This is a genomic window from Weissella fangxianensis (assembly GCF_024718545.1).
Lineage (GTDB): Bacteria > Bacillota > Bacilli > Lactobacillales > Lactobacillaceae > Weissella > Weissella fangxianensis.
Genome location: NZ_JAMXDB010000016.1, coordinates 1 through 24,570, shown reverse-complemented (window position 1 = coordinate 24,570; position 24,570 = coordinate 1). Strand labels below are relative to the sequence as shown.

Annotated in this window: 24 protein-coding genes; 23 read left to right on the top strand and 1 reads right to left on the bottom strand. The window is 39.2% G+C overall.

Annotated features, from left to right (window positions below):
• The first annotated feature begins 321 nt into the window (after nucleotides 1–321).
• From NGR58_RS05835 to NGR58_RS05725, 23 genes are all read left to right on the top strand, one after another.
• Nucleotides 322–897, top strand: coding sequence for an AAA family ATPase (locus NGR58_RS05835; RefSeq protein WP_258088668.1), 576 nt, complete (start codon nucleotides 322–324; stop codon nucleotides 895–897).
• Nucleotides 898–902: 5 nt separating this feature from the next.
• Nucleotides 903–1,364 carry a hypothetical protein gene (locus NGR58_RS05830; RefSeq protein ID WP_258088667.1) on the top strand — a complete coding sequence of 154 codons (462 nt, stop codon included), beginning with the start codon at nucleotides 903–905 and terminating at the stop codon, nucleotides 1,362–1,364.
• On the top strand, nucleotides 1,364–2,158 hold the full coding sequence (locus NGR58_RS05825; RefSeq protein WP_258088666.1) for a DUF6681 family protein: 795 nt from the start codon (nucleotides 1,364–1,366) through the stop codon (nucleotides 2,156–2,158). The genes NGR58_RS05830 and NGR58_RS05825 overlap by 1 nt, the downstream gene beginning before the upstream one ends.
• A gap of 175 nt (nucleotides 2,159–2,333) precedes the next feature.
• Entirely contained in the window at nucleotides 2,334–3,068 is a 735-nt protein-coding gene (locus tag NGR58_RS05820; protein ID WP_282556354.1) for an amino acid ABC transporter ATP-binding protein, read from the top strand.
• Between the two features lie 11 nt (nucleotides 3,069–3,079).
• The gene (locus tag NGR58_RS05815) at nucleotides 3,080–3,925 is read left to right on the top strand and encodes a glutamate ABC transporter substrate-binding protein (RefSeq protein WP_258088665.1); all 846 of its coding nucleotides are present in this window, start codon (nucleotides 3,080–3,082) and stop codon (nucleotides 3,923–3,925) included.
• Entirely contained in the window at nucleotides 3,925–4,578 is a 654-nt protein-coding gene (locus NGR58_RS05810) for an amino acid ABC transporter permease (protein ID WP_258088664.1), read from the top strand. The genes NGR58_RS05815 and NGR58_RS05810 overlap by 1 nt, the downstream gene beginning before the upstream one ends.
• Nucleotides 4,575–5,231, top strand: coding sequence for an amino acid ABC transporter permease (locus tag NGR58_RS05805; protein WP_258088663.1), 657 nt, complete (start codon nucleotides 4,575–4,577; stop codon nucleotides 5,229–5,231). Before NGR58_RS05810 ends, NGR58_RS05805 begins: the two co-directional genes overlap by 4 nt.
• 279 nt (nucleotides 5,232–5,510) lie before the next feature.
• A complete protein-coding gene (locus NGR58_RS05800; RefSeq protein WP_258088662.1) occupies nucleotides 5,511–7,127 on the top strand; it encodes a peptide ABC transporter substrate-binding protein in 1,617 nt (538 codons plus the stop codon).
• A gap of 387 nt (nucleotides 7,128–7,514) precedes the next feature.
• A complete protein-coding gene (locus tag NGR58_RS05795) occupies nucleotides 7,515–8,435 on the top strand; it encodes an ABC transporter permease (RefSeq protein ID WP_075269025.1) in 921 nt (306 codons plus the stop codon).
• A gap of 14 nt (nucleotides 8,436–8,449) precedes the next feature.
• Nucleotides 8,450–9,481, top strand: a complete 1,032-nt coding sequence (locus NGR58_RS05790) for an ABC transporter permease (protein ID WP_258088661.1) — start codon at nucleotides 8,450–8,452, stop codon at nucleotides 9,479–9,481.
• A gap of 17 nt (nucleotides 9,482–9,498) precedes the next feature.
• Nucleotides 9,499–10,602, top strand: a complete 1,104-nt coding sequence (locus tag NGR58_RS05785) for an ABC transporter ATP-binding protein (protein WP_258088660.1) — start codon at nucleotides 9,499–9,501, stop codon at nucleotides 10,600–10,602.
• Nucleotides 10,602–11,555, top strand: coding sequence for an ABC transporter ATP-binding protein (locus NGR58_RS05780; protein ID WP_258088659.1), 954 nt, complete (start codon nucleotides 10,602–10,604; stop codon nucleotides 11,553–11,555). The genes NGR58_RS05785 and NGR58_RS05780 overlap by 1 nt, the downstream gene beginning before the upstream one ends.
• A gap of 126 nt (nucleotides 11,556–11,681) precedes the next feature.
• A complete protein-coding gene (locus tag NGR58_RS05775) occupies nucleotides 11,682–13,697 on the top strand; it encodes a DHH family phosphoesterase (protein ID WP_407077149.1) in 2,016 nt (671 codons plus the stop codon).
• 20 nt (nucleotides 13,698–13,717) lie between these two features.
• Nucleotides 13,718–14,170 carry a 50S ribosomal protein L9 gene (rplI, locus tag NGR58_RS05770; RefSeq protein WP_258088657.1) on the top strand — a complete coding sequence of 151 codons (453 nt, stop codon included), beginning with the start codon at nucleotides 13,718–13,720 and terminating at the stop codon, nucleotides 14,168–14,170.
• 119 nt (nucleotides 14,171–14,289) lie between these two features.
• Entirely contained in the window at nucleotides 14,290–15,705 is a 1,416-nt protein-coding gene (gene dnaB, locus NGR58_RS05765) for a replicative DNA helicase (protein ID WP_258088656.1), read from the top strand.
• Nucleotides 15,706–15,885: 180 nt separating this feature from the next.
• Nucleotides 15,886–17,082, top strand: coding sequence for an MDR family MFS transporter (locus NGR58_RS05760; RefSeq protein ID WP_258088655.1), 1,197 nt, complete (start codon nucleotides 15,886–15,888; stop codon nucleotides 17,080–17,082).
• A 147-nt stretch (nucleotides 17,083–17,229) separates the two neighbouring features.
• A complete protein-coding gene (gene ispE, locus NGR58_RS05755; protein ID WP_258088654.1) occupies nucleotides 17,230–18,087 on the top strand; it encodes a 4-(cytidine 5'-diphospho)-2-C-methyl-D-erythritol kinase in 858 nt (285 codons plus the stop codon).
• A 181-nt stretch (nucleotides 18,088–18,268) separates the two neighbouring features.
• Nucleotides 18,269–19,324, top strand: coding sequence for a BMP family lipoprotein (locus NGR58_RS05750; protein ID WP_258088653.1), 1,056 nt, complete (start codon nucleotides 18,269–18,271; stop codon nucleotides 19,322–19,324).
• A gap of 278 nt (nucleotides 19,325–19,602) precedes the next feature.
• Nucleotides 19,603–20,778 (top strand): MFS transporter, encoded by a 1,176-nt coding sequence (locus NGR58_RS05745; RefSeq protein ID WP_407077148.1) that lies wholly within the window; start codon nucleotides 19,603–19,605, stop codon nucleotides 20,776–20,778.
• 407 nt (nucleotides 20,779–21,185) lie between these two features.
• Nucleotides 21,186–21,995: an SseB family protein gene (locus tag NGR58_RS05740; RefSeq protein ID WP_258088652.1), complete on the top strand. Its 810-nt coding sequence runs from the start codon at nucleotides 21,186–21,188 to the stop codon at nucleotides 21,993–21,995.
• 45 nt (nucleotides 21,996–22,040) lie between these two features.
• Nucleotides 22,041–23,054, top strand: coding sequence for an NAD(P)/FAD-dependent oxidoreductase (locus NGR58_RS05735; protein ID WP_258088651.1), 1,014 nt, complete (start codon nucleotides 22,041–22,043; stop codon nucleotides 23,052–23,054).
• Nucleotides 23,055–23,148: 94 nt separating this feature from the next.
• A complete protein-coding gene (gene gpmA / locus NGR58_RS05730) occupies nucleotides 23,149–23,868 on the top strand; it encodes a 2,3-diphosphoglycerate-dependent phosphoglycerate mutase (RefSeq protein WP_258088650.1) in 720 nt (239 codons plus the stop codon).
• A gap of 375 nt (nucleotides 23,869–24,243) precedes the next feature.
• Entirely contained in the window at nucleotides 24,244–24,453 is a 210-nt protein-coding gene (locus tag NGR58_RS05725) for a hypothetical protein (RefSeq protein WP_258088649.1), read from the top strand.
• 22 nt (nucleotides 24,454–24,475) lie between these two features.
• Here NGR58_RS05725 and NGR58_RS05720 read toward each other — a convergent pair whose 3' ends face one another.
• Entirely contained in the window at nucleotides 24,476–24,568 is a 93-nt protein-coding gene (locus NGR58_RS05720; RefSeq protein ID WP_407077141.1) for an IS3 family transposase, read from the bottom strand.
• Between the last annotated feature and the right edge of the window lie 2 nt (nucleotides 24,569–24,570).

Genomic DNA, 24,570 nt, shown 5'->3' with positions numbered 1-24,570 from the left:
GGAGAGATATCGCTAACTTTTTTTCATTTTCAATAAAAAAGTGTTACAATTATGTAACAGAGATGCTAAAAACACTGCCATGGTAGTTGGGCAGCGGGATGCGGGACAGGGAAGGTGTTACGAGCGTCACACCTTCCCTGTCTTCTGTTTTGCCATAGTAAAAAATAAGGCACAGAAAGAGGTGTTTTGCGACTTTTACTATGACTGATTAACGAAACTATAGTAATCTAATATTGAAAACAAGTTATTCTTAAAATGTTAGGGAACCTTAAGGATTAGGCAGTATACTAATAGCAGTAAAAAAAGAGAGTAGAAAGAGTTATGAATCGAAAAGTTTTCGTTCTGACAGGTAATACGGGAACTGGTAAAACAACCGTTGCCAATTATTTAAATGAGTTTTATGAAATGCCCAAGGTGATTACACATACAACTAGACCACCGCGTGAAGGTGAGATTGACCAAATTGACTATTACTTTGAGACAGAACAGTCTTTTGAAAATAATCATTATTTAGAAAGTGTTGCGTATGCCAATTATCGTTATGGGTCATCATACGAGGGACTTGAACGTGCGTGGGAGAAAAGCCCATTGATTAGCATTGTTTTGGATACTGCTGGTGCAAAAACCTATTCAGAAAAATTAGGGGATGAAGCCGTCGTGATTTTTTTGACTGTCACCAAAACTGATGAACTTTTGGGTAGACTATCAAAACGAGGCGATAATTTGGAAGAAACTCGTCGACGCATGGCAAGTGAGGAATATAAACGTGATGTGCAATTACCTGAACCCTTACAAGGAATTGCTCATGTTGTTGTTAACGATGATTGGCTAAGTACAAAAGAAAAAATTGACAATATTGTTAAGCAGGCCTTAGTTTTTGACCTGGAGGAGGAGTAATATCTATGGCATATCGAACACCACCATTTATGACACCAGTCGCATTAGTATCAATTATTTTAGCAGTTAGCGCTGGTAACGCAGTCGTTAATGTTTCCACCCATTCTTCTAATGGCGCCGCAAAGTCATCCTCGGTATCTAGTAGTATGGTTTCATCATCAAGTGTTAAATCTTCTGTTAGTTCCTCAGATGATTCTGCTAAAGTTTCGACTGAGTCGGATGTGGCCGATGAAGATTCAATTGCTGATGATACATCAGTTAGCTCAGGATCAAAATCATCAGCAAGTAATTCAAGTCAGTCAACCGATGAAGAGTCTACAGATAACACGACCGATGGAACGACTGATGATGCAAACAATACAGATAATACGACTGGTAACACCACCGGTAATAATACAACTGGAACAAATAATAACACGACCGGAAATACGACCAATGACAATGCGGCACAAGGAGGAACTAATTAATGTTATCGATATTAGATTTACTTAATCATTATCTTGGTTTCTTCAACGTCAATGCTCGTTGGAAGGGACAAATGTATACGATCCTAGCTGGTATTGGTAATTTTTATATTTTATATTTAGCGGTACGGCATATACAAAACGGTGCCTACTTACGAGGAGTGTTGCTGGCGTTAGGATTTTTGTTTATTCTTTATTGTGTCATTTTAAATATCATTTACTATTACACACAGAAAACAGTGAAATGGGATATTTCACCAAAGCTTGAGAAGGTTTTGGGTGGCCCACAAGCAGCAAAAACAACCGACGGTCAGGCAATGCCTTATGTCCCAGCCAATGGTCTTTATGATAAACAACAAGTTCTACCAGCAACTGCCGTTTCAGATGATGATATGGCTGCCGAGTTAAATAAAGTTGTTGATCAGTTACGTGAAGGCGGCCTGATTAGTGAAAACTATGGTGGCTTATCAGAGAAAGAACAGCTAGCTTTTCTAGCTACCGGTCAACAAACCATTTTTGCTAACCACCCTGGTACCCCATTACCTTACTTCCGGTTGGAGGAAGAACGTGGTGGTTTGTCAATTTATGGTGGGATGAATGAAATGCTTGCGTCACGTTTGGCGCGAATTCAAACGGTTGGATTGCAACCAGTTGACTTAGCATTAGAATCATACAATTTATATATTGCGTCAGTTGTTGTTACTGGTGGACCAGGAAAGGCTCGTGGTCGTCATGATTTAATGCCTGTGGAAAAACCTTATGAGTTAGCAGTTGAGTTAGCATATACAAAAAAATAGATAATCGCACATAATTGAACATTCTTTCATGTCAACAAACTTAACAATATGTTTGACAATTAAGATAAACTCAGATTATTATTAAATTAGCGACCCGTCACGAATAAAATCGCGGCGGGTTATTTTTATATACGGGATAATTTTTAAGGTAAATTATCCATAAGGAGGAACCACTATGTCGATGATCGAATTCAAAGATGTCAACAAGTTTTATGGTGATTTTCATGCGTTGACGGATATTAATTTAAAGGTAGAGGCTGGGGAAACGGTTGTTTTGATTGGACCTTCAGGTTCAGGAAAATCAACATTGATTCGTACGATTAATGGTTTGGAGCCAGTCCAGGGTGGACAGTTAATTGTAAATGGGCAAGATTTAGCTAATCCTAAGACGGATATGAACCGTACGAGAAAGAATGTTGGGATGGTTTTCCAACATTTTAATTTGTACGCAAATAAATCAGTTTTAGAAAATATCATGTTAGCACCACGATTAGTGTTGCATCGTGAAGAAGAAGAAAATAAGAAAGTTGCCATGGAGTTACTTGACCGTGTTGGCTTGGCTGATCAAGCTGCAAAGTCACCATCAGCACTTTCTGGTGGACAACAACAACGTATTGCGATTGCACGTTCATTAGCAATGAAGCCAAAAGCATTGCTATTTGATGAGCCAACATCGGCTTTGGATCCTGAGATGATCAATGGCGTCTTGCAAATAATTCAAGATATTGTAGGTGATTCTTCAATGACGACGTTGGTTGTGACCCACGAAATGGGCTTTGCTAAGGAAGTTGCTGACCGTGTTATTTTCATGGATAAGGGAAGGATTCTTGAAGATTCACCAACTAAGGAGTTTTTCTCTAACCCAAAGGAGCCACGTGCACGGGAATTCCTATCGCAAATTATTCGTTAAGGAGGCGCAACATGAAAAGTAGATTTCAAGTTGTAATGAAGACAGTTCTTGCAGCTGCTGCAGTCACCTTGTTTGCTGGGGCAACCGGAGAAACAGTCATTCACGCAGACAACGTTAAAAATGAGACATATGATCGAGTGATGAAAACTGATCGTATGAACTGGGGTGTCAAGGGCGATACGAAATTGATGGGGCTAATGAATATCAAGTCAGGTAAACTTGAAGGATTTGATGTTGATATGGCCAAGGAAGTTACGAAACGTATCAATCCTGATGCTAAGGTCGAGTATACGCAGATTACTTCTGGTACGCGTGTACCTATGCTACTAAATGGTAATATCGATGCTATTATTGCGACGATGTCTGTTACACCAGAGCGACAAAAAGTTGTTGATTTCTCAGATCCTTATTTTGATGCCGGGCAGTCAATTATGGTTAAAAATTCAAGTAAGTATCATAATGTGAAGGATCTGAATACACCTAAGGCCCGCGTGTTAGCAGTACAAGGTTCGACTTCAATTGATGAAATTAAAGACTTTGCGCCAAAATCCAAAGTTGTTGGGTTACAAGATTACGCAACAGCATTAACTGCTTTAAAGGCCGGCCAAGGTGATGCGCTAACGACTGATAATGGTATTTTATATGGTATGGCTGCTGGTTCTAAAAACTTAGAAGTTCGTGGTGGTACCTTCACTAATGAGCCTTATGGTGTGGCGATGAAAAAGAAAAATCCTAAGTTAGTCAAAGCCGTGAATAAGGCAATTAAGGATATTAAGTCAGACGGTACTTATGCTAAGATGGTCCAGAAATGGTTCGGTAGCGTTAAGGGAATGGATTGGAAGGAGTTGGCTAAATAATGATCTCACTATTTCAATCACATGCTGGTGAATTTTTTACGGGATTCGGCTGGACAATTGCTTCATCAGTTATAGCATTGATTGGTTCGCTTATTTTAGGAACAGCTTTCGCATTACTCGAAGTTATTCCGAACAAGCTAGCTAATATTATCGGTCGTATCTATATTGAAGTTGTTAGAAACATTCCGTTGTTGGTTATCACGATGTTTTTCTATGTGGTTATTGCTAACATTATTAAAATTAGTGGTTTTGCGGCCGGAACGTTTGGTTTAACGTTATATACCTCAGCTTTTATTGCTGAAACAGTTCGAGCAGGTATTAATGCGGTGCCAAAGGGCCAACTAGAAGGGGCAATGTCAAACGGCCTTTCTTGGTGGCAAGCAATGCGTTACATTGTTTTACCACAGGCCTTTAAGTTGGTTATTCCACCACTAGGTAATCAATTTATTAATTTGATTAAAAACTCATCAGTGCTTGCATTCGTTGCTGGGCTGGATTTAATGTACCAAGCAAATCAGATTTCGCAAACGACATTTGATACATTTGGTCCATTTATCATTGTTGGTATATTCTATCTTATCCTAACAATGCCAATGAGTTATTATATGCGTTATTTGGAAAACAGACTTGAAAAGAATGGAGGTCGCGCATGAGTGGATTCTTTTCAGCATTTTCGTGGGTGAATATGCGCTTCTTGATGATGGGGCTAGGTGTGACTATCGAGGTTGCGGTAGTCTCGATTATCCTGAGTTTCATTATCGGATCAGTGTTGGGTGTGATTAGATATGTCAAAATCCCTTATTTTTCACAAATTGTGGGATTTATTATCGACTTAATTCGTAATTTACCATTACTATTAATTATCTTTTTCACCTATTTTGCTTTGCCAAAAATTGGTATTCACTTTGGTGTTGTCACGTCAACTATCTTCGCTTTGACAATTTTTGAGTCAGCAATGTTGGCTGAGATTATTCGTTCAGGTATTTTGGCCGTTCCTAAGGGACAGCTCGAAGGTGCCTTATCAAATGGATTGAATTTCAAACAAGCTTTGTGGCACATTATTTTGCCACAGGCATATAAGACGATGATTCCACCAATCGTGTCACAATTTGTTTCTTTGATTAAGGACACATCACTAGCAACCATTATTATGTTGCCAGAAGTTACTTATCGTGCTCAAATTGTGTACGCGCAAGAACCAAGCGCAATCATTTCAATGTTCCTTGCATTGGCAGTGATTTACTTCATCTTAAACTTTATTATTTCAAAGATTGGTGATCTATTAGATCGTCGGATGGCGGCCTAGAGTTATCATTAATACAAAGTGATTGAGACATTTGATTTGTCTCAATCACTTTTTTTATTGAAAAAATGAGAAAATGATGATTCATTAAAATGAACTGATTATGAGAACTGATCGTAGGCGTTGCTAAGGGGTATTATTGTTATAGCAGTCAATTAAGATGACAAAATCGAAACTTTATTAAAATGAACTTAAATAAATCGTTGACTATAAATTCGGTTTATTATATGATTATGAAAAAGTTATCACGTAATATGAATGTGGTTAAGGAATGGGGAAAATATGAATAAGACATTAAAGATTAGTGCATTGTTGTCGGGTGCAGTTATTCTAGGATCGACTGTCGTGCCGGTTACAGCTAGTGCTGCGAAGTATAAGACGATTAATTGGACTGAAAGTGCCAATGTTGGAACGATGGACCCTTCGAAGACAACGGCAGCGATTGATTTTAATTACTTACAAGCAATCGGTGAAGGTTTGTATCGTATGGATAAGACTGGTGAGCCAAAGTTGGCCGGTGCAACATCTGTTGATAAGTCAGACGATGGGTTAACTTTAACGTACCATTTGCGTGATATGAAGTGGTCTAATGGTGATGATGTGACTGCTGATGATTATGTTTATGGTTGGCAACGTACCAATGATCCAAAGACAGCGTCACAATACGCTTACTTGTACTCAGGTATTAAAAATGCTGATGCTGTGCAAGATGGTGATAAGCCAGTCACAGATCTAGGGGTTAAAGCAATTGATGATCATACGTTGGAAGTAACGCTTGATCGTCCAATGCCACAACTTGAGTCAGTATTGACGATGGCTACTTTTGAACCACAAAACAAGAAGTTTGTGGACAAGGTTGGTAAGAAGTACGGTACTGCTGCTAAGTACACACTTTCTAACGGACCATATACAATGAAGGGCTGGACAGGTTCAAATAATAAGTTTTCTTTGGTTAAGAACTCAGATTATTGGGATGCTAAGACTGTGAAGTCGCCAAAGATTTCAATTCAAACGATCAAGGATCAAAATACAGGTTACAATTTGTACAAGTCAAAGAAAGCTGACTATACGACCCTTTCTCCTGATCAATATAAGGCGTCAAAGAATAAGAAGGACTACACGGTTATTGCGCAAGCTTCAACAGCATTCCTTGAATTTAATGAAAATAAGAAGCCTTTGGAAAACAAGAACATTCGTAAGGCTTTGTCAAAGTCAATCGATCGTAAGACGATGGCAACAAAGATTCTTGGTGGTACCGGAACTCCTGCAACTTCATTTACTTCAACTAAGTTAGCTAAGGATCCAGAAACTGGTAAGGACTATGCCAAGGTTGCCGGTGATAAAGAAGCTGTCGGTTATGACTTGAAGGAAGCTAAGAAGCTTTGGAAGCAAGGTCTAAAGGAATCTGGTAAGAAGAAGGTTACTTTGCAATACTTGACTGATGATACAGATGCGGCCAAGCGTTCAGCACAATTTATCCAATCACAAATGGAAAAGTTGCCAGGTTTGAAGGTGACGATTAAGACAGTACCATTCAAGCAACGTATTTCATTGTCAGATGATAAGAAGTTTGATATGGTTCAGACGATTTGGGGTGCTGACTATGCAGATCCATCAACATTCTTAGACTTGTATACATCTGATTCATCATTTAACAATGGTAGTTGGAAGAATACTGATTATGACAATGCGATGAAGGCTGCCAAGACGACTGATGTTAACGATGAAACAAAGCGTTACGCAGACTATGCTAAGGCTGAAAAGATTCTACAAGATGACGCCGCTGTTGCACCAGTTTACTATCAAGCAAAGCCATCACTATTGAACACAAAGGTTAAGGGTGTTGTTTCAAATACTGTTGGTGCACCATTCGACTGGAAGTGGGCATACAAGAAGTAATTTGATTTCTAATTAATCAAACAACGCTAAAAAATTGAGGGAGTGTGGCAAGGTATTTGTCCGGCTCTCTCATTTTTTATCGCTAAATTTGTGAAAAAAGCTTTAAATAAAAAAAGTTTTCATTTTGATACGAAGTATTTACGAAAGTCTAGTGAATACGGGGCAAAATGATACATTTCATAATAGTTTTTTGGAATGTTAATTGTTATATTTTGTGATAAGATTAAATATTTATGTGAGGTTTTATAACAAACTCTTTAACATTTATGAAACCTCTGGTAAAATTAAAAACATCTAATTAATAGCTATGAGATATGAGAGTATGTTTGTTTACGCAATGACTTTCTAGCATATTATGAGTAGAACTAAAATAGGGAAGGCATGGCCATGTTCAAATATATTATTAAACGGTTAGCAATTATTGTGTTAACTTTGGTCTTGATTATTTCAGCGACATTTTTCCTAATGAAACTGATGCCAGGATCACCGTTGGCAAATGCAGAACGTTTATCTGCGAGCCAGCAAAAAATGATTGAAGCGCAATATGGACTGGATAAACCAGTTATCGTGCAATATGTGACTTATCTATGGGATGCATTGCACTTTGACTTTGGTGTTTCATTCCAGTTTGCAAACCAAGAAGTATCAACTTTGGTAGCACAACGTCTCGGTCCATCTGCACAACTTGGATTACAAGCATTAGTCTTTGGTTTGATTGCAGGTACAGGATTAGGAGCTGCTGCGGCCGTTCGTCGTAACACGAAGACTGATACATTCCTTTCAGTGCTAGCGGTGTTGGGTATCTCAATCCCTTCATTCGTCTTTGCGGCTTTGTTGCAATACTGGATTGGTTTGAAGTTAGGTTGGTTGCCTATTGCCGGCTGGAAAGGCTTTGCAGCGACGGTACTACCAACGATTGCTTTGGGAATGAGTCCTTTGGCAACCTCAGCACGTTTCATTCGTACCGAAATGGTCGATGTGTTGGGCTCAGATTACATTGAATTAGCACGTGCAAAGGGATTGTCAAAGAATGAAATCATTTGGAAGCACGCTTTGCGTAATTCATTGATTCCATTAGTTACATTGATTGGACCAATGGCAGTTAATTTGTTAACTGGATCAATTGTTGTCGAGAACATTTTCTCGATTCCTGGAATTGGTAGCCAATTCGTTGATTCAATTTTGACTAATGATTATCAAATCATCATGGGAACGACGATTGTCTACTCAATGATGTTGATGGTTGTGTTGCTATTAACCGATATCTTGTACGGTATCATTGATCCACGAATTCGTTTGGCTGAATAAGGAAGGAGTAGCTAATGTCTGAAAAAGTAAACTTAACAGCAGATGATTTTCAATTGCTTCCCGCAGATCGTCAAACTGATAGTGATAAAATTTTAAAACCTTCAGTTAGTTTTTTGAAAGATGCTTGGCGTCGTTTGAAGAAAAATAAAGGGGCTTTTATTTCACTTTGGGTACTAGTTTTTGTTTTTGTCGTTGCCTTTGCCTCGACACCAATTGCTAATTCAAAAGTGACTGCACGACAAGACGTCACTGTTCAAAATCTACCTGCTCGATTGCCAGGAGTATTAGGTGATATCCCTGGTTTTACTGGTGAAGGTAAGTTGGATGGTACAAAGGTTGATCAATATGAATCTGCCGGTGTTTCTGACAAGAAAAACTATTGGTTTGGTACCGACCAATTTGGTCGTGATATTTTCAAGCGTGTGTTGTACGGTACACGTATTTCATTGGAAGTTGCACTGATTGCGACCCTAATGGACTTAGTGTTTGGTGTGACGTATGGTATCATCTCCGGTTGGCGTGGGGGTAAAACCGATATCGTCATGCAACGTATTATTGAAATTGTTTCTTCCATTCCCAACTTGGTAGTGTTTGTGCTTTTGATTTTGGTTATGAAGCCTGGAATGTTGTCGATTTCATTAGGAATTGCCTTAACTTCATGGACATCGATGGCCCGACTCGTACGTGCCCAAGTTTTGACGGCCAAGGAGCAAGATTACATTTTGGCCGCACGGACACTTGGTTCTTCGACATGGCGGATTGGATTACGACACTTGGTACCAAACCTTAGTTCAACAATTATTGTGCAACTAATGTTTACGATTCCATCAGCAATCTTCTTTGAGGCTTTGCTTTCATTTATTGGACTAGGAATTCCAGTGCCAATGGCCTCATTGGGTACGTTGTTAAACGATGGACAAAAAGCAATGCAATTCTATCCATATCAGTTAGTTATTCCAGCTGTAATTTTGGGTATCATTATGATTGCATTTAACTTATTAGGTGATGGATTACGTGATGCGTTTGATCCACGTACAAAGGATTAATGGAAGTGAGTAGAGATATGGCAGAGAAAATTCTTGAGGTTGATGACCTTAAAATTAATTTCAATACTTATAATGGAAGTGTTCAAGCCATTCGCGACGTTTCATTTGATTTGTACAAAGGTGAAACATTAGCGATAGTGGGTGAGTCTGGTTCAGGTAAATCAGTGACGACTCGTTCATTAATGGGCTTGTTAGCTAAAAATGCACGTGTTGAAAAAGGATCAATTACATTCAAAGGTGAGGAAATTATTGGCAAGTCTGAAACACAAATGCAAAAAATTCGTGGTTCAGAGATCGCAATGATTTTCCAAGACCCAATGACGTCGTTGGACCCCACAATGAAGATTGGTCAACAAATTGCTGAACCATTAATCAAGCATCAACATTATAGTAAGAAAAAGGCTTGGGATAAGGCCTTGGAAATGATGAAGTTGGTTGGTATTCCAAATGCATCCGCTCATATTAATGATTATCCACACCAGTTTTCTGGTGGGATGCGTCAGCGAATTGTTATTGCGATTGCGTTGATTGACAATCCAGAAATTCTGATTGCCGATGAACCAACGACCGCATTGGATGTGACGATTCAAGCACAAATTTTGCACTTGATGAAAGACATCCAAGAACAATCAGGTAGTTCAATTATTTTTATTACCCACGACTTAGGTGTGGTTGCTGGTATGGCTGACCGTGTTGCAGTTATGTATGCTGGTGAAATAATTGAAATCGGTAAAGTTGATGAAGTGTTTAACTTTCCACAACATCCTTATACTTGGGGCTTGTTGAATTCAATGCCAACGACTAAGACAGAACGTGGTAAGTTAGAGGTTATTCCGGGTACACCACCAGATTTGTTGAATCCACCAGTTGGAGATGCCTTTGCTGCACGTAACCATTATGCTATTGCTGCTGATGAAAAGGTTAAGCCACCATTCTTTAAGTTATCACAGACGCATTACGCTGCGACATGGTTATTAGATGAACGTGCACCTGAAGTCGAACCACCTCTAGAAGTGCAAAAGCGTTGGGCTCGTTTCCAAGCTGAACATCCAGAAGCGGATCGGTCAAAGGCCGTTGCTGTTGAAAATGCTGCTGTTCTTGGAAATGGAGGTGGCAAGTAATGGCTGATGAACGAAAAAAATTAGTAGAATTGCAAGGATTAGATATTACCTTTAATGAAGGTAAGTCTAATGAAACAAAAGCGGTCCAAAATGCTTCATTTGATATTTATGAAGGTGAAACATTTGGTTTGGTTGGTGAATCAGGTTCAGGTAAGACAACTATTGGTCGAGCAATTATGAAATTGTATGAACCAACTAATGGGAAAATCTTGTTTGAAGGTGAAGACCTAGCTAAATTAAAAAAGCGGGGTAAGCTTAGTAAGTTCCATCAATCTGTACAAATGATTTTCCAAGACCCACAGGCATCACTTGATTTACGTATGAAGGTTAAGGATATTGTTGCTGAAGGTATTGATGTTAACCACTTGGCTAAGAATGATGCTGATCGTTCAAAGCAGGTTGAAGACTTATTGGAAACGGTTGGTTTGAATCGTGATCATTCTAGTCGTTACCCACATGAGTTCTCTGGTGGACAACGTCAACGTATTGGTATTGCGCGTGCGTTAGCCGTGCGTCCTAAGTTTATTATTGCTGATGAACCTATTTCGGCCTTGGATGTTTCTATTCAAGCCCAAGTAGTGAATTTGTTGAAAGAATTACAACAAAAGCAAGGATTGACTTACTTATTCATTGCCCACGATTTGTCGATGGTGAAATATATTTCTGACCGAATCGGGGTTATGCATTGGGGAAAAATGGTCGAAATTGGTAGTGCTGATGAAGTATATAATCATCCATTACATGACTATACGCGCTCATTACTAAGTTCGATTCCGGTACCAGATCCAAGTGTTGAAGAGCAACGTGTGACAATCGAGTATGATCCAACCGATGAATTAGATGGTCGTGATCGTCAGATGGTTGAAATTGCGCCACAGCATTTTGTTTGGGCTGGTGAAGATGAAATTGATGGTTATCAAGAACGTGCACGTGAATTTGGCTTAATTGATTAAAAAATGTGAAAAACGTACATCGAGTTTTAAAACTTGATGTACGTTTTTCTGTATGTAAAGGGGCTGATTTTATGGATATGTGTGTTTATGGTATAATAGTACGATAAAAACAAAAGAATAGGCTAGGTGAGACGGGTGAAAAAATTTACGGCGTTACCGACATTTTTTAAAAATCAACGTCTTGTTGGTGTGGCAGCCTTAGTATCATTTATTGCAATCGTGGGGACGATTTTAGCTTGGTTCGTTAATTGGATTGTGGGTATTATTTGGCTGGTATTAGTCATTATTGCATTAATTGTTATCTTTAAAACACTTCAGGGTTTAAGTGAACAGACAACGCATTATATTGAGAATTTATCTTATCGTATTAATCGTGGTGAACAAGAATCTATTATTCAAATGCCTTTAGGCGTTATTCTTTGTACTGACGAAGGTGAAATTGAATGGGTTAACCCATATATTCAGCAATTATTAGGTAATGAAGCGATTGTTGGTAGTGACTTACAAGAAGTTTCTGAACAGCTGGCTGAGATTGTTAGACTTTGGCCGAACGAAGAAAAACGGGTAACTGAGTTAGAATGGTTAGGGCACGTATTTCAATTACAAGTTCAACCAGAATTGAATGCGGTTTATTTAATGGATCGTACGACTGCTGCCCAAGTAACAGCGGATTTTGAAAATCATAAATTGTTTTTGGGAATTGTCTCACTAGATAATTATGATGAGGTGACTGAGGGGATGAGTGATGCTGAGGCATCGACTTTGCGCACTTATGTCACGAAAACTCTATCAGACTGGATGACAGACCACGAGATTTACGCACGACGTTTATCAGTAGATCGGTATTTATTGATTGGTTATCGCTCGGCTTTGGAGAAGGCTGAGAATGATAAATTCAATTTACTAAAAGCGATTCGTGAATCAACATCTGTGCAAAATGCGCAGATTACTTTGAGTATTGGTATTGCTTATAACGAAATGGCGATTGATACATTAGCTGAAAATGCGCAAGCGAACTTAGACTTGGCATTAGGACGTGGTGGTGATCAGGTCGTTGTCAAATCATCGACCGGATCAGCACGATTTTATGGTGGTAATACTAATCCGATGGCTAAAAGAACGCGTGTTCGTGCGCGTGTGATTTCACAAGCGTTGGCTGATTTGTTTGATCAAGCCGATCAAGTCTTTGTTATGGGCCATAAGCGTCCGGATATGGATTCATTTGGTGGTGCCCTAGGTGTTCGTAGACTAGCCGAAATGTTGGGAAAACCAGCGTGGGTGGTTTACGAAGAAACCGGTCGGGAGCATTCAGATATCGGTTTGCTGCTCGAACAAATGTCTGAAGATGTTGCTGATGAAAATGCATTATTGACACCAAATGAAGTTTTGACGCAAATGACGGATCAAAGTTTGCTAGTGATTGTTGATCATTCAAAGCCATCGTTGTCAGAATCGCAGGAAGTTTATGAAGCATTAAAGGATCGAGTGGTGATTATTGATCATCATCGCCGTGGTGAGGAATTCCCAGAGGAACCACAATTGGTTTATGTGGAGTCTTATGCTTCATCAACTTCTGAGTTAGTGACTGAATTATTTGAATACCAACCAAGACGCGCACAAGGATTGCGTAGATTGGAAGCAACGGCTATGTTAGCTGGTATTCAAATTGATACTAAGTCATTTACATTACGCTCTGGTACTCGTACATTTGATGCAGCTAGTTACTTGCGTGCAGTTGGTGCTGATGGTAATTTGTTGCAGGACTTTATGAAAGAAACGGTTGATTCATACCGTAATCGGGCTCATCTTATTGAGCGTGCCAAGATTCATGGTCCGGTAGCGATTGCGGTTGGTGAAGATGATGTACAATATGATTCAGTTGTTGCTGCGCAAGCTGCGGACTCGTTGTTACAAATGATTGGTGTGACATCTTCTTATGTTATTACCAGACGTGATAATGACACCGTGGCTGTCTCAGCTCGTTCAACCGGAATCGTTAGTGTTCAACTGGTTATGGAAGCAATGGGTGGTGGTGGCCACCTAAGTAATGCGGCAACTCAGGTTAAAGATACATCTACCGAATCAGTTTATGAGTTGCTGTTAGCTGAAATTAACAAAGAAGATGATGAGCAAGAAAATTAGTAAGAAGAGGGTATGAAACAATGAAAGTTATTTTTTTAGAAGATGTTAAAGGTCGCGGCAAAAAAGGCGAAGTAAAGAATGTCCCTGATGGTTATGCCAATAACTTTTTAAATAAAAATAAAAAGGCTAAGCCAGCAACGAATACTAATGTTTCTGCTTTACGTGGTAAAAAGAAGGCAGCTGAGCGTGAAGCTGCAGAAGAGAAGGCCGAAGCTGTTGCCCTAAAGAATAAGTTAGAGGATGATAATACGGTCGTTGAGCTAAAGGCAAAAGCTGGTACTGACGGTCGCTTGTTTGGCGCCGTTTCTTCAAAGCAAATTGTCGCAGCTTTACTTGACCAATTTGATATCAAAATCGATAAGCGTAAGATGGATATGAAAGAGCCTATTCGTGCGCTAGGTTATCGTAATGTGAAGGTTAAGTTACACCACGACGTTGAAGCAAACATTCGTGTGCATACTGAAGAGCAATAATTGAATAGGCATTAAATAGAGATTTAACGGTAAAATGATGCGGTTATGTCTCTATTTTTTAATTGTTAGTTATTTGGTACAATGAACAGTAGACTATTTTGGAAGGAGGTTATGTTCACATGGCTGATCAAAATGAAGGTGCACCATTACGTGTGCCACAAGATGCTGAAGCAGAGCAAGCTGTGCTGGGTTCAATTCTGTTGGCAACAGATCCCCAAGATCTATTGGCGGATATTATGACAATTCTTGAGCCTAATGATTTTTATCGGACAGCGCATCGTTTAATTTATTCAGCTATCTTAGCGCTGGATGAGACACAGAGAGCAATCGATATCTTAACCATCACTGATGAATTAGATAAAGATAATCAGGTTGAGAATGTGGGTGGCATGGCCTACCTAACTGAGTTAGCATCAAGTGTGCCGGTTGCTGGTAATGCTTTGTATTATGCGAGAATCGTGCGTGAGCGTTCAGTTCGACGTAATATGATCGATACCCTACAGGACAGTTTGACCCAAACTTATGAGGGTAGTGATTCGGTCGATGATGCAGTTGCGGACTTATCAACGAAGCTGGATTTGATTAATGGTGGTGAAAAGAGCGCCGACTTTAAGAATATCGCCGATGTTGTTAATAAGTCTTTTGAACAAATTGAACAAAATTCACGTACTGATGAAACTGTTACGGGGTTAGCTTCAGGCTTTCCGGCGCTCGATAATTTAACGACTGGTTTTCATGATGGTGAAATGGTCATTATTGCTGCGCGTCCTGCCGTTGGTAAGACAGCGTTTGTATTGAACATTGCTCAAAAGGTAGCGGTTGCTGACCCGACACTACCGGTTGTTATATTTTCGTTGGAAATGCCAGATACGTCTTTAGTTAATCGTATGCTAGCAGCGGAAGGAAATATTAATTCGCAGCATATGCGGACTGGACAGTTGGAGCCTGAGGAATGGAATGCATTAGCAGTGGCCACAGGGTCGCTGGCACGAACAAATATTTATATTGATGATACACCTGGTATTAAGGTAACAGAAATCAGGTCGAAGTTACGGCGCCTTTATAAACGTGAAGGTCGATTAGGCTTAGTGATTATTGATTATTTGCAACTAATCGAAGGTACAACTAGTGAAGGGCGTCAGCAAGAGGTCTCAGCAATTTCACGTGCGATTAAAATGATGGCGATGGAGATGAACGTACCAATTATTGCGTTATCACAACTTTCACGTAGTGTTGAGCAACGTCAAGACAAGCGACCAATGTTGTCGGACATTCGTGAATCTGGATCAATTGAGCAAGATGCGGATATTGTTGCCTTCTTGTATCGTGAAGATTATTATGAAAAGTCGAATGATGATACGGATAATCAAAACGATCCCCGTGATGAAGAACAACAAGACATTGGTGAAATTGAAGTCATTTTGGAAAAGAATCGTTCTGGAGCTCGTGGTACTGCCCGGCTATTATTTGTTAAGTCATATAACAAGTTTTCTAATATTGATTTCCATAATGAAGAACCCGGTGGATTTGGTTAAAGAAAAAGGGACAAAAAGCTCAAGCATATTGTAAAGTTCGTTACAATATAGGAAGAGTTTTTTAACGTAGATTGCAGCTTAAAATTAATCAAATAATTATGAGATTTAAGCAACAAAGCGAGGCTAGGACATTTTGTCCCAGTCTCGCTATTTATGTGAGTAGGTAAAAAGAGGTTTATAATGCAAAGTGTTGGAAAAGGAATGTCATTACGCTGGTTATTAGCAGCGAGTTTTATTAATAGTTTTGCGTTTGGGTTTATTTGGCCATTAACGTCCGTTTATTTATATAATGAACTTTATCAAACGTTGGTAACGATTGGTTGGGTCATGATGGCTAATGCAGTTGGTCAAGCGATTGGTTCGATCGTCAGCGGGCGATTGTTTGATCAGTTTAAACCATATCGACTTATCCAGTTTGGTGTGATCACGATGATTATTCTGCAAATTGCGTTTATTCTTTGGCACGGTTGGCCAACGTATGCAATCATTTTGACGTTAGTCGGTTTCTTTGGTGGCTGGTTAACAGCTTCAATTAATGCCTACGGTACACAAGTTCGTTCGCATGATGGGCGTTTTGTGTTTAATATGCTTTACTTTATGAGTAATTTTGGAATGGTCTTCTCAACGGCGCTAGTTGGGCCAATTTATCCGTTTGGTATTACATGGCTGTTTGTATTAGCGCTAATACTTTACGTTGTGTTGTTTTTTATTGTGCATAGTAAGTTTCGCATTAATTTGGGTAGTTCTAAACGTGAGCAACAGACAAACAAGGTTACTTTACCAAAATGGAACTTGGTCCTTGTTTACTCTAGTATCTTGGGACTTGTTGTTTTGTGGATTTCATATGCCCAGTGGCAAGGAAATCTATCGGTATATATGAATAGTGTGTTGAAATTACCGCTTTGGCAATATTCAATGCTTTGGACAATCAATGGGGCTTTGATTGCGGTGATTCAATTAGGGATGAATGCACTGAACTTATCAGCTAATCGACGGTCGATGTTTGTGCAAATCTTTTTGGGAATTATCATGTTTGGGTTGTCATTCCTAGTATTGCCATTTAGTCGTCACTTTACTGGGTTTGCTCTAGCGATGGTGATTACGACCATTGGTGAAGCGACGGCCTTTCCGATGATTCCAGCATTGGTCAATGAACTAACACCGTTATCTTTGAAAGGACGTTATCAGGGATTGTCGGCAGCCGCTCCCTCTGTAGGTAGGGCGGTTGGTCCGTTAGCAGGTGGTTTTATTATTCAACAACAAGGCTATAGTACTTTGTTTTATGCAGCTGCCGCATTGACCTTTGTGGCATTTGTTGGTGTTTTGCTAAGTATTGTATTGGGTTATCGTCATACAGTCCGATATGAGGAAAGTTAAAATTAATCCATTTTAATCATAAAGAGGTTGAGACAATTATTTTGTTTCAACCTTTTTTAATACAATAATTATTATTTAGCTAACTTTGTTTCGCAATTAATGTCAACTTGCTATAATTAGAATAATCTATGAAAGGACTTGGCCACGATGGAAGTATTAGAGCAAGCCTATGCAAAGTTAAATATTAGCCTTGATACCCCGTTTATTCATAAGAATGGTGAACAAGAATGGGACATGTTAATGGTGGCCATCGACCTAGCTGATACGGTGACAATTCGTACAACGACCGATCATCAGAATATTGTTGTTGAATCAACGAGTGGTTTATTGCCGCTTAATGAAAAAAATTTAGCGTACCAAGCGGCGCGTTTGATGCGCACGATAGCTGGCAAAGATGAGGGGATTGAAATACATATCATGAAACGCGTACCAGTCGCTGCTGGGTTGGGTGGTGGCTCTTCGGACGCTGCGGCAGTTTTGCGGGGGTTAAATCGTATTTGGCAACTTAACTACACTGAAGATAAGTTAGCAGTGTTGGGATTGCAGATTGATGCTGATGTGCCTTTCTGTGTCTATTCTCGTCCGGCGCGTGTTCGCGGTCGTGGTGAGGTTGTTGAACCATTGACCCAAACGTTGCCACCTTTGTGGGTGATCGTTTCTAAACCAGGTATTAGCGTTTCGACACCTAAAATTTTAAAGCTGGTGGATTATGCTAATATGCGGCATGGGGATATGGTTGGGCTGATGTCAGCAGTCAATGCTGGCGATTTCCAGTCGGCATATTGCAAAATGTTTAATGTCCTTGAATCTATTACTGGTACAAAATATCCAGAAATACTACGCTTGAAACAAAAGATGTATGATTTTGGTGCTGATGCAGCACAAATGTCAGGAACGGGGCCAACAGTATTTGCAATTTCTGAAAAGGCATCACGTGCAAAACGCATCTATAATGCCGTTAGAGGCTTTGTGTCGGAAACTTATCTAGTTCGGTTGGTAAATTAAAAATTTTGATAGCAAAGGGATAAAGTTCGTGTTTTAAACATTTCGATTTATTTCTTTGTTTTTATTTGCATTAAAAACGAACGAAACTATTTACTTTTTGAACATTACCCATTATATTTAAAATGTAGTTCGTGATTAGCGAACAATATGAGTAAGCTTTTATAAAAAAGGGGATAGAAAAATGGCTTCAAACGCAAAGATGTGGGCGGCAGGTGCCGCGGTTGTAATTATTGCAGGTGGTGCATATGCTGCTTGGTCTGGAAACAAGTCAAGTGATGATAAGAGTGATAAGACATCAGTTGCGCTGGTAACCGATGGTGGTGGTGTCGATGATAAATCATTCAACCAGTCAGCGTGGGAAGGCCTGAAGTCGTGGGCAAAGGGTAATGATGTGAAGCAAGGCAAGGGCGGTTATGCTTACTATCCTTCAAAGACAAATGCAGATTTTACAACGAACATGGATCAAGCACGTTCAGACGGCTTTAAGAATATTTATGGTATTGGTTTTCAATTAGTTGCAACAATTAATGAGCAATCAAAGAAACATCCAGATACAAATTATATGATTATTGATGATGTTGCCAAGGCTCGTAAGAATACAGTGTCGGTTACCTTTAAGTCTGAACAGTCATCATATTTGTCTGGTGTTGCTGCTGCTAAAATGACGAAGACGGATAAACTTGGTTTCGTTGGTGGTCTGCAATCATCTGTTGTTAAGACGTTTGAAGCTGGATTTATTGCGGGGGCAAAGTCAGTTAATCCTGATATTCAGGTTGATGCGCAATATGTAGGTAGCTTTACTGATGCTGGTAAGGGGAAGACGATTGCTTCATCAATGTATCAAAATGGTGCTGACGTTATCTTTACGGCGGCTGGTGGTTCAGGATCCGGTGTCTTTACTGAGGCAAAGGATTTGAATGAGGAAAAGAACGCGGCAGACAAAGTTTGGGTCGTTGGTGTTGATCGTGATCAAAATGATGATGGTGCCTACAAAGCTAAGGATGGTAAGTCTAACTTTACATTGACTTCTGCTGTTAAGAAGGTTGGTAAGGCCGTGGTTGATGTGACTAACAAGACAGCTAAAGGTAATTTCCCTGGTGGTAAGCACCTAGTATATGGGTTAAGTGATAAAGGTGTTGCGATTACACGTGGCCACATGTCGAATGATGCCTGGCAGGCTGTACAAGATGCTCGTAAAGATATTGTGAGTGGGGATGTTAAAGTTCCTGCTAAATAAATAATAAAATATTATCGTTACGATGTGTTTCGTAACGCATCTTATGCCATTCTTGATTAAACAAGTATCGTTTTTGTGATACTTGTTTTTTTATTGTCCTGAAAATAGGTAAAACTTAAAATCAATGACCATATTAATGAATTTAAGCGTTTTCAATTCTTATGTTTTAAATACTAACGAATTATCATAAGTATTTTATATACTTGACTATTACCAGTAAAAAGTATTAATTTAGTAAGGTAGGTTTTATTTAATTTTTATTATTAAGGAGAGGTCTGTTGGAAAGTAAGGAGAAGTTATTCAATAAGGGATTTATCAGTATTACACTGGTTAATTTCTTAGTTTTTTTGGTTTACTATTTATTAATGGTGATCATTGCCGTTGTTGCGCAAGAAAATTTGGGTGCGACGTTAAGTCAAGCGGGATTAGCATCAGGAATTTACGTTATTGGTACGTTATTAGCCCGGCTTTATGTGGGAAAGAAGCTAGAGGTTATGGGACGTAGACAAACATTACGTATTGGAATTGTTCTGTACTTCATTACAACATTGATGTATTTGTATATGCCATCGCTGATAGTGCTTTATATCGTCCGTTTATTAAATGGATTTTTCTATGGCGCCGTTTCGACAGCAACTAATGCAATTGTGACAGAATATATTCCATTATCACGGCGTGGTGAAGGAATTAACTACTATGGTTTGAGTACAAGTTTGGCAGCGGCGATTGGTCCGTTCTTAGGTATGCTATTGTTACAAGCAACTAGTATTGACTTCATTGTTATGATGTCGAGCGTTATTCTGGCATTCACCGTTGTCGGGTGCTTGATGTTGAAGGTCAACAACTTGGATTTGACAAAAGATCAACGTGCATTGGCTGACAGTTGGAAAATTAATACCTTTATTGATTCAAAAGTTGTCTTTATTGCGACAATTGCCTTTGTTATGGGACTTGCCTATTCAAGTGTGTTGTCATTCTTGGCATCTTACGTTGAGACGATTGACTTAGTATCAGTTAGTTCATTTTTCTTTGTGGTGTATGCCTTAGTTATTACAGTGACCCGTCCGATGGCAGGCCGTATTTTTGACCGATACGGTGAGAATTCGGTGATGTATCCTAGTTACTTGTTCTTAGCAATTGGTTTATTTGTGTTAAGTATAACGACCTCTGCTTGGGAATTGTTATTCTCTGGTGCCTTGATTGGATTAGGCTATGGAACGTTTATGTCAAACGGTCAAGCAGTTGCTTTGCATTTGGAAAAGGATGTCAGCCGGGTTGGCGTTGCCTTATCAACATATTTTGTTGGCTTGGACTTAGGTATTGGTGTTGGACCTTATGTACTAGGTGCGTTGCGTAATTTTGTTGATTTCAAACAAATGTATTTGATTGTAGCGGTGCTACCAATCATGTGTGCTATTTTGTATAAATTATTCTATAAAGGTGCCAAAGATTAAAAAATATGTGACATGTTAATTAATGTTCGTGTTTTGACGGAAATGATCTTTTATATTAATATTATTGAGTAATAAACACGAAGTATGTATTTACTTTAAGTGACTTTTAAGCTATGATGAATTAGTAGCTTGAGGGGAAACGCAGAGCACATTAAAATACATATAGTGGATACAATTGTTTGGCATTGATTTAATGGCCGGATATTGACCTTGATTTGTCATAATGTGAAATAAGAGGTTGGGACAAAAAATTCCCAACCTCTTTTTGTGTTTAGAATATATTGATTATCCTTTTTGATAGTTAGGTTTGTCCTTTGTATTGTGACAAGTTGAACCCCTGACAAACATAGGCTTTTCCGTTATACTTGTTAAAAAGAGATGAGAAATTATAAGGAGAATGATTACGCATGGATAATGATGAAGAACTACGTAACGATAAATTGCTTGATGCGATAGCAGTTTTTCGTGAGGAACAAAATGAGGTCACGGAGCATAACTTTATCCAAGCATTAATTGATGCTGTATTTATTGCGCCAGTTAATTTTTCAGAACCACCTGTTGTTAAGGATGATGGTGGTGTTGAGATTCCAGATAATGCGCAAATGCAGTTGGTAACGTTTGAACTAGAAAATGGTGACGGTGTTTTCCCAGTGTTTACTGATTTGGAAGCCTATAATGCACAAACTATTGAAGCTGAATTACCCGTTTATCCATGGGCAATGGCGTTATCAGATTACTTACCAATTTTGCAAGACGATGATACACAGAATATCGAAGGTTTAGCCTTAAATCCATTTACTAACGGTATGCCAATCACGCGTGATAACATCGCTTATATTGCACAACAAATTGCTGAACAACAGCAAGCGGATGAACATGATGAAGCAGGCGACAATGAAATGGAAATTACCTCAGCTGAAGAGTTGATTCCAACGCCACTGCGTTATGAATTGATTGGCATTGCTGACGATGCAATGGGAACCATTGAAAGCATGTATCTTCTTTGGTTGACTAATAATGACGCCAATACGTCAAACTATCTATTAGTAGTGGATGGCCCAGATCGGGATGCAGTGCAAGCACTTTATCAACAAATAGCGACAGCATTTGAAGAAAAAGCAGGTGATGAGGGTAGTGCAGTTGATATTGTTTATGCATCTGACTTCCAAGTTGATCTGTCAGAGTTTGATAGTTTATACAATCGAAATTTAGATTAAGTGAGTCGTTTTCAATAAAATAGTAATAGGAAGTTTTCTATAATAATGAATGAAGAAGTAGATTTAACAATTATTGGTGCTGGCCCAGTAGGTATGTTCGCGGGTTTCTACGCTGGTTTACGAGAATTAAAAGTAGCCATTGTTGAAAGCTTGCCCGATGTGGGTGGACAAGTTACGAATTTTTACCCAAAGAAAACCATCTTAGACGTGGCGGGCTTTACAAATGTTTCTGGTCAAGCATTGATTGATGATTTAACAGAACAACTGTCTCAATTTGATCAAACAATGTTATCAGGCGCAACTGTTACGGACATTATCCCGGATGAGGATGGTTATCAAATTGAGATTGATCAACAGTCAGGGTTCCACACAAAAGGGATTGTACTAGCTACAGGGGCTGGTGCCTTTGAACCACGCCGGATTTCAGCCGATTTATTAGGGGATGATGTTGCCAATAATATCCATTACTCTATTCATGAACAAGATCTATTTGCTGGCAAGCGTGTTTTAGTAGCTGGTGGTGGTGATTCAGCGGTCGATATGGCCTTACAATTAGAATCAATTGCTGCCGAAGTTAGCCTGACGCATCGTCGTGATAAGTTTCGTGCACTAGAACACAATTTGACACAACTTGAGCACTCATCAGTAAGCATCGAGACGCCATATACAATTAAAAGCATTACGCGTGATGTGTCTGGTGCTCTATCAGTGACCCTGCAAGTTGCCCGCGCTGAGGAAACAAAAGTTATTACGGTAGATGAAGTTGTGATTAGTTACGGCTTTCAAACCGAGAATAAAGTCATGGCTGGTTGGACAATTAAGCCAGCATTAAATGATCAAAACCGAATTTTGGTGGCGCAAAACATGGCGACGTCAGTCAAAAATGTGTATGCAATTGGGGATGTTGCTGCTTATGATGGTAAATATGATGTGATTGCGACTGGCTTTGGTGAAGCACCAACAGCGATTAATGATTTGATGACACATATTTTGCCAGAAAAACAAGGTCCTGCGCATTCTACAGCTTTGACGGTTGAGAATGGAGCAATTAAACGTTAGTGATTATTTTGTGAAAAGATTACCAATTACTACTAAATATCTTGAAAATTTGTTACAATAATAACGAACAAAATTAGAAAAAAGAGGTGTACCAATGGCAAAGTTGGTTTTAATTCGTCACGGTCAAAGTGAATGGAATGCATTGAACTTATTCAATGGATGGATTGATACAAAGTTGAGTGACAAGGGTGTTGCTCAAGCTAAGACAGCTGGACAATTGTTGGCTAAAGAAGGCATCCAATTCGACCAAGCTTATACGTCAGTTTTGACACGTGCCATCACGACATTGCACTTGGCTTTGGAAGAAACAGATCAAATGTGGATTCCAGAAGTTAAGTCATGGCGCTTGAACGAACGTCATTACGGTGCTTTGCAAGGTTTGAACAAAGCCGATGCAGCGAAAAAGTGGGGTGATGACCAAGTTCATCAATGGCGTCGTTCATATGACGTTTTGCCTCCATTGCTAGAAGAGCAATCAGAAACGATGACAATTGATGGTAAGACTTATCCTGCATTGGATCGTCGTTACCAAGATGTGCCAGCAGGTGAATTGCCAAAGGGTGAGAACTTGAAGGTAACTTTGGATCGTGTCTTGCCATTCTGGGATTCAGATATCTCAAAGGCCTTGAAGGCTGGTAAGAACGTTGTTATCGGAGCTCACGGAAACTCATTGCGTGCCTTAGTAAAGCACATTGAGCAAATCTCTGATGATGATATCATGGGTGTTGAAATCGCCAATGGTGAGCCATGGGTTTATGACTTGGATGAAGATTTGAACGTTGTTTCAAAGAAAATCTTGAAGCCAGAAGCTTAATTAGAAATATAAAATAGAGACTACTGACAGTGATGTTGGTGGTCTTTTTTGTTTGGTAGGGTAGATAGATGGAACTGCGAATATTCAATCAATATCCCTCTGTAACTAATTTGTGCAAAGAAATGATACGCGGTTTGGACGCTTGAGGTAGTTTTTACAACCTACCTTATTGACCCTAACTATCCTTCAATTATGAAAAATATCTCAGGAAATGAACCTGTGGCTGAAAAATCCGAATGACATTCTTACTAAGAATGTAATGAAGAAACATAATAGCTCATACTTTAGATTAGTATTTCATAAATGAGTAAAATCAGTATAAGGATTATTGGTTATTAGTACAAATTACAATGAATAATGAGGAGACTGGCTAGTATGGCAGATGGGGATAATGTGGGCATTCAAATAGTTGAGGGAGTTATAAAGCTTCCGGGTGTGAGAATTAATCGTCGAGAATTTTTGAGCAAAACTTTTACAGATGTATCTAGTGAAAAATTACATATTATTATGGAGGAAGGTCCTCAAGCAGTTTTCTCTACTGAAGAATTAGAAAAGGTTGCTACGCCAATTTGGATACTGAACTGAACCCCAAAAATTGGAGAGAAGTTTAAGCAACTAACTGGTCGGAAAGATTTCGGTATTGAACCGGAGTTTTTCCGGCCAGTTTTGTTTTAATCCGTTTATTATTGTAGTAATAGATAT

Coding starts and splice junctions, on each gene's coding strand:
- NGR58_RS05835 (WP_258088668.1), top strand. CDS start 322: ATGAATCGAAAAGTTTTCGTTCTGACAGGTAATACGGGAACTGGTAAA.
- NGR58_RS05830 (WP_258088667.1), top strand. CDS start 903: ATGGCATATCGAACACCACCATTTATGACACCAGTCGCATTAGTATCA.
- NGR58_RS05825 (WP_258088666.1), top strand. CDS start 1,364: ATGTTATCGATATTAGATTTACTTAATCATTATCTTGGTTTCTTCAAC.
- NGR58_RS05820 (WP_282556354.1), top strand. CDS start 2,334: ATGTCGATGATCGAATTCAAAGATGTCAACAAGTTTTATGGTGATTTT.
- NGR58_RS05815 (WP_258088665.1), top strand. CDS start 3,080: ATGAAAAGTAGATTTCAAGTTGTAATGAAGACAGTTCTTGCAGCTGCT.
- NGR58_RS05810 (WP_258088664.1), top strand. CDS start 3,925: ATGATCTCACTATTTCAATCACATGCTGGTGAATTTTTTACGGGATTC.
- NGR58_RS05805 (WP_258088663.1), top strand. CDS start 4,575: ATGAGTGGATTCTTTTCAGCATTTTCGTGGGTGAATATGCGCTTCTTG.
- NGR58_RS05800 (WP_258088662.1), top strand. CDS start 5,511: ATGAATAAGACATTAAAGATTAGTGCATTGTTGTCGGGTGCAGTTATT.
- NGR58_RS05795 (WP_075269025.1), top strand. CDS start 7,515: ATGTTCAAATATATTATTAAACGGTTAGCAATTATTGTGTTAACTTTG.
- NGR58_RS05790 (WP_258088661.1), top strand. CDS start 8,450: ATGTCTGAAAAAGTAAACTTAACAGCAGATGATTTTCAATTGCTTCCC.
- NGR58_RS05785 (WP_258088660.1), top strand. CDS start 9,499: ATGGCAGAGAAAATTCTTGAGGTTGATGACCTTAAAATTAATTTCAAT.
- NGR58_RS05780 (WP_258088659.1), top strand. CDS start 10,602: ATGGCTGATGAACGAAAAAAATTAGTAGAATTGCAAGGATTAGATATT.
- rplI (WP_258088657.1), top strand. CDS start 13,718: ATGAAAGTTATTTTTTTAGAAGATGTTAAAGGTCGCGGCAAAAAAGGC.
- dnaB (WP_258088656.1), top strand. CDS start 14,290: ATGGCTGATCAAAATGAAGGTGCACCATTACGTGTGCCACAAGATGCT.
- NGR58_RS05760 (WP_258088655.1), top strand. CDS start 15,886: ATGCAAAGTGTTGGAAAAGGAATGTCATTACGCTGGTTATTAGCAGCG.
- ispE (WP_258088654.1), top strand. CDS start 17,230: ATGGAAGTATTAGAGCAAGCCTATGCAAAGTTAAATATTAGCCTTGAT.
- NGR58_RS05750 (WP_258088653.1), top strand. CDS start 18,269: ATGGCTTCAAACGCAAAGATGTGGGCGGCAGGTGCCGCGGTTGTAATT.
- NGR58_RS05740 (WP_258088652.1), top strand. CDS start 21,186: ATGGATAATGATGAAGAACTACGTAACGATAAATTGCTTGATGCGATA.
- NGR58_RS05735 (WP_258088651.1), top strand. CDS start 22,041: ATGAATGAAGAAGTAGATTTAACAATTATTGGTGCTGGCCCAGTAGGT.
- gpmA (WP_258088650.1), top strand. CDS start 23,149: ATGGCAAAGTTGGTTTTAATTCGTCACGGTCAAAGTGAATGGAATGCA.
- NGR58_RS05725 (WP_258088649.1), top strand. CDS start 24,244: ATGGCAGATGGGGATAATGTGGGCATTCAAATAGTTGAGGGAGTTATA.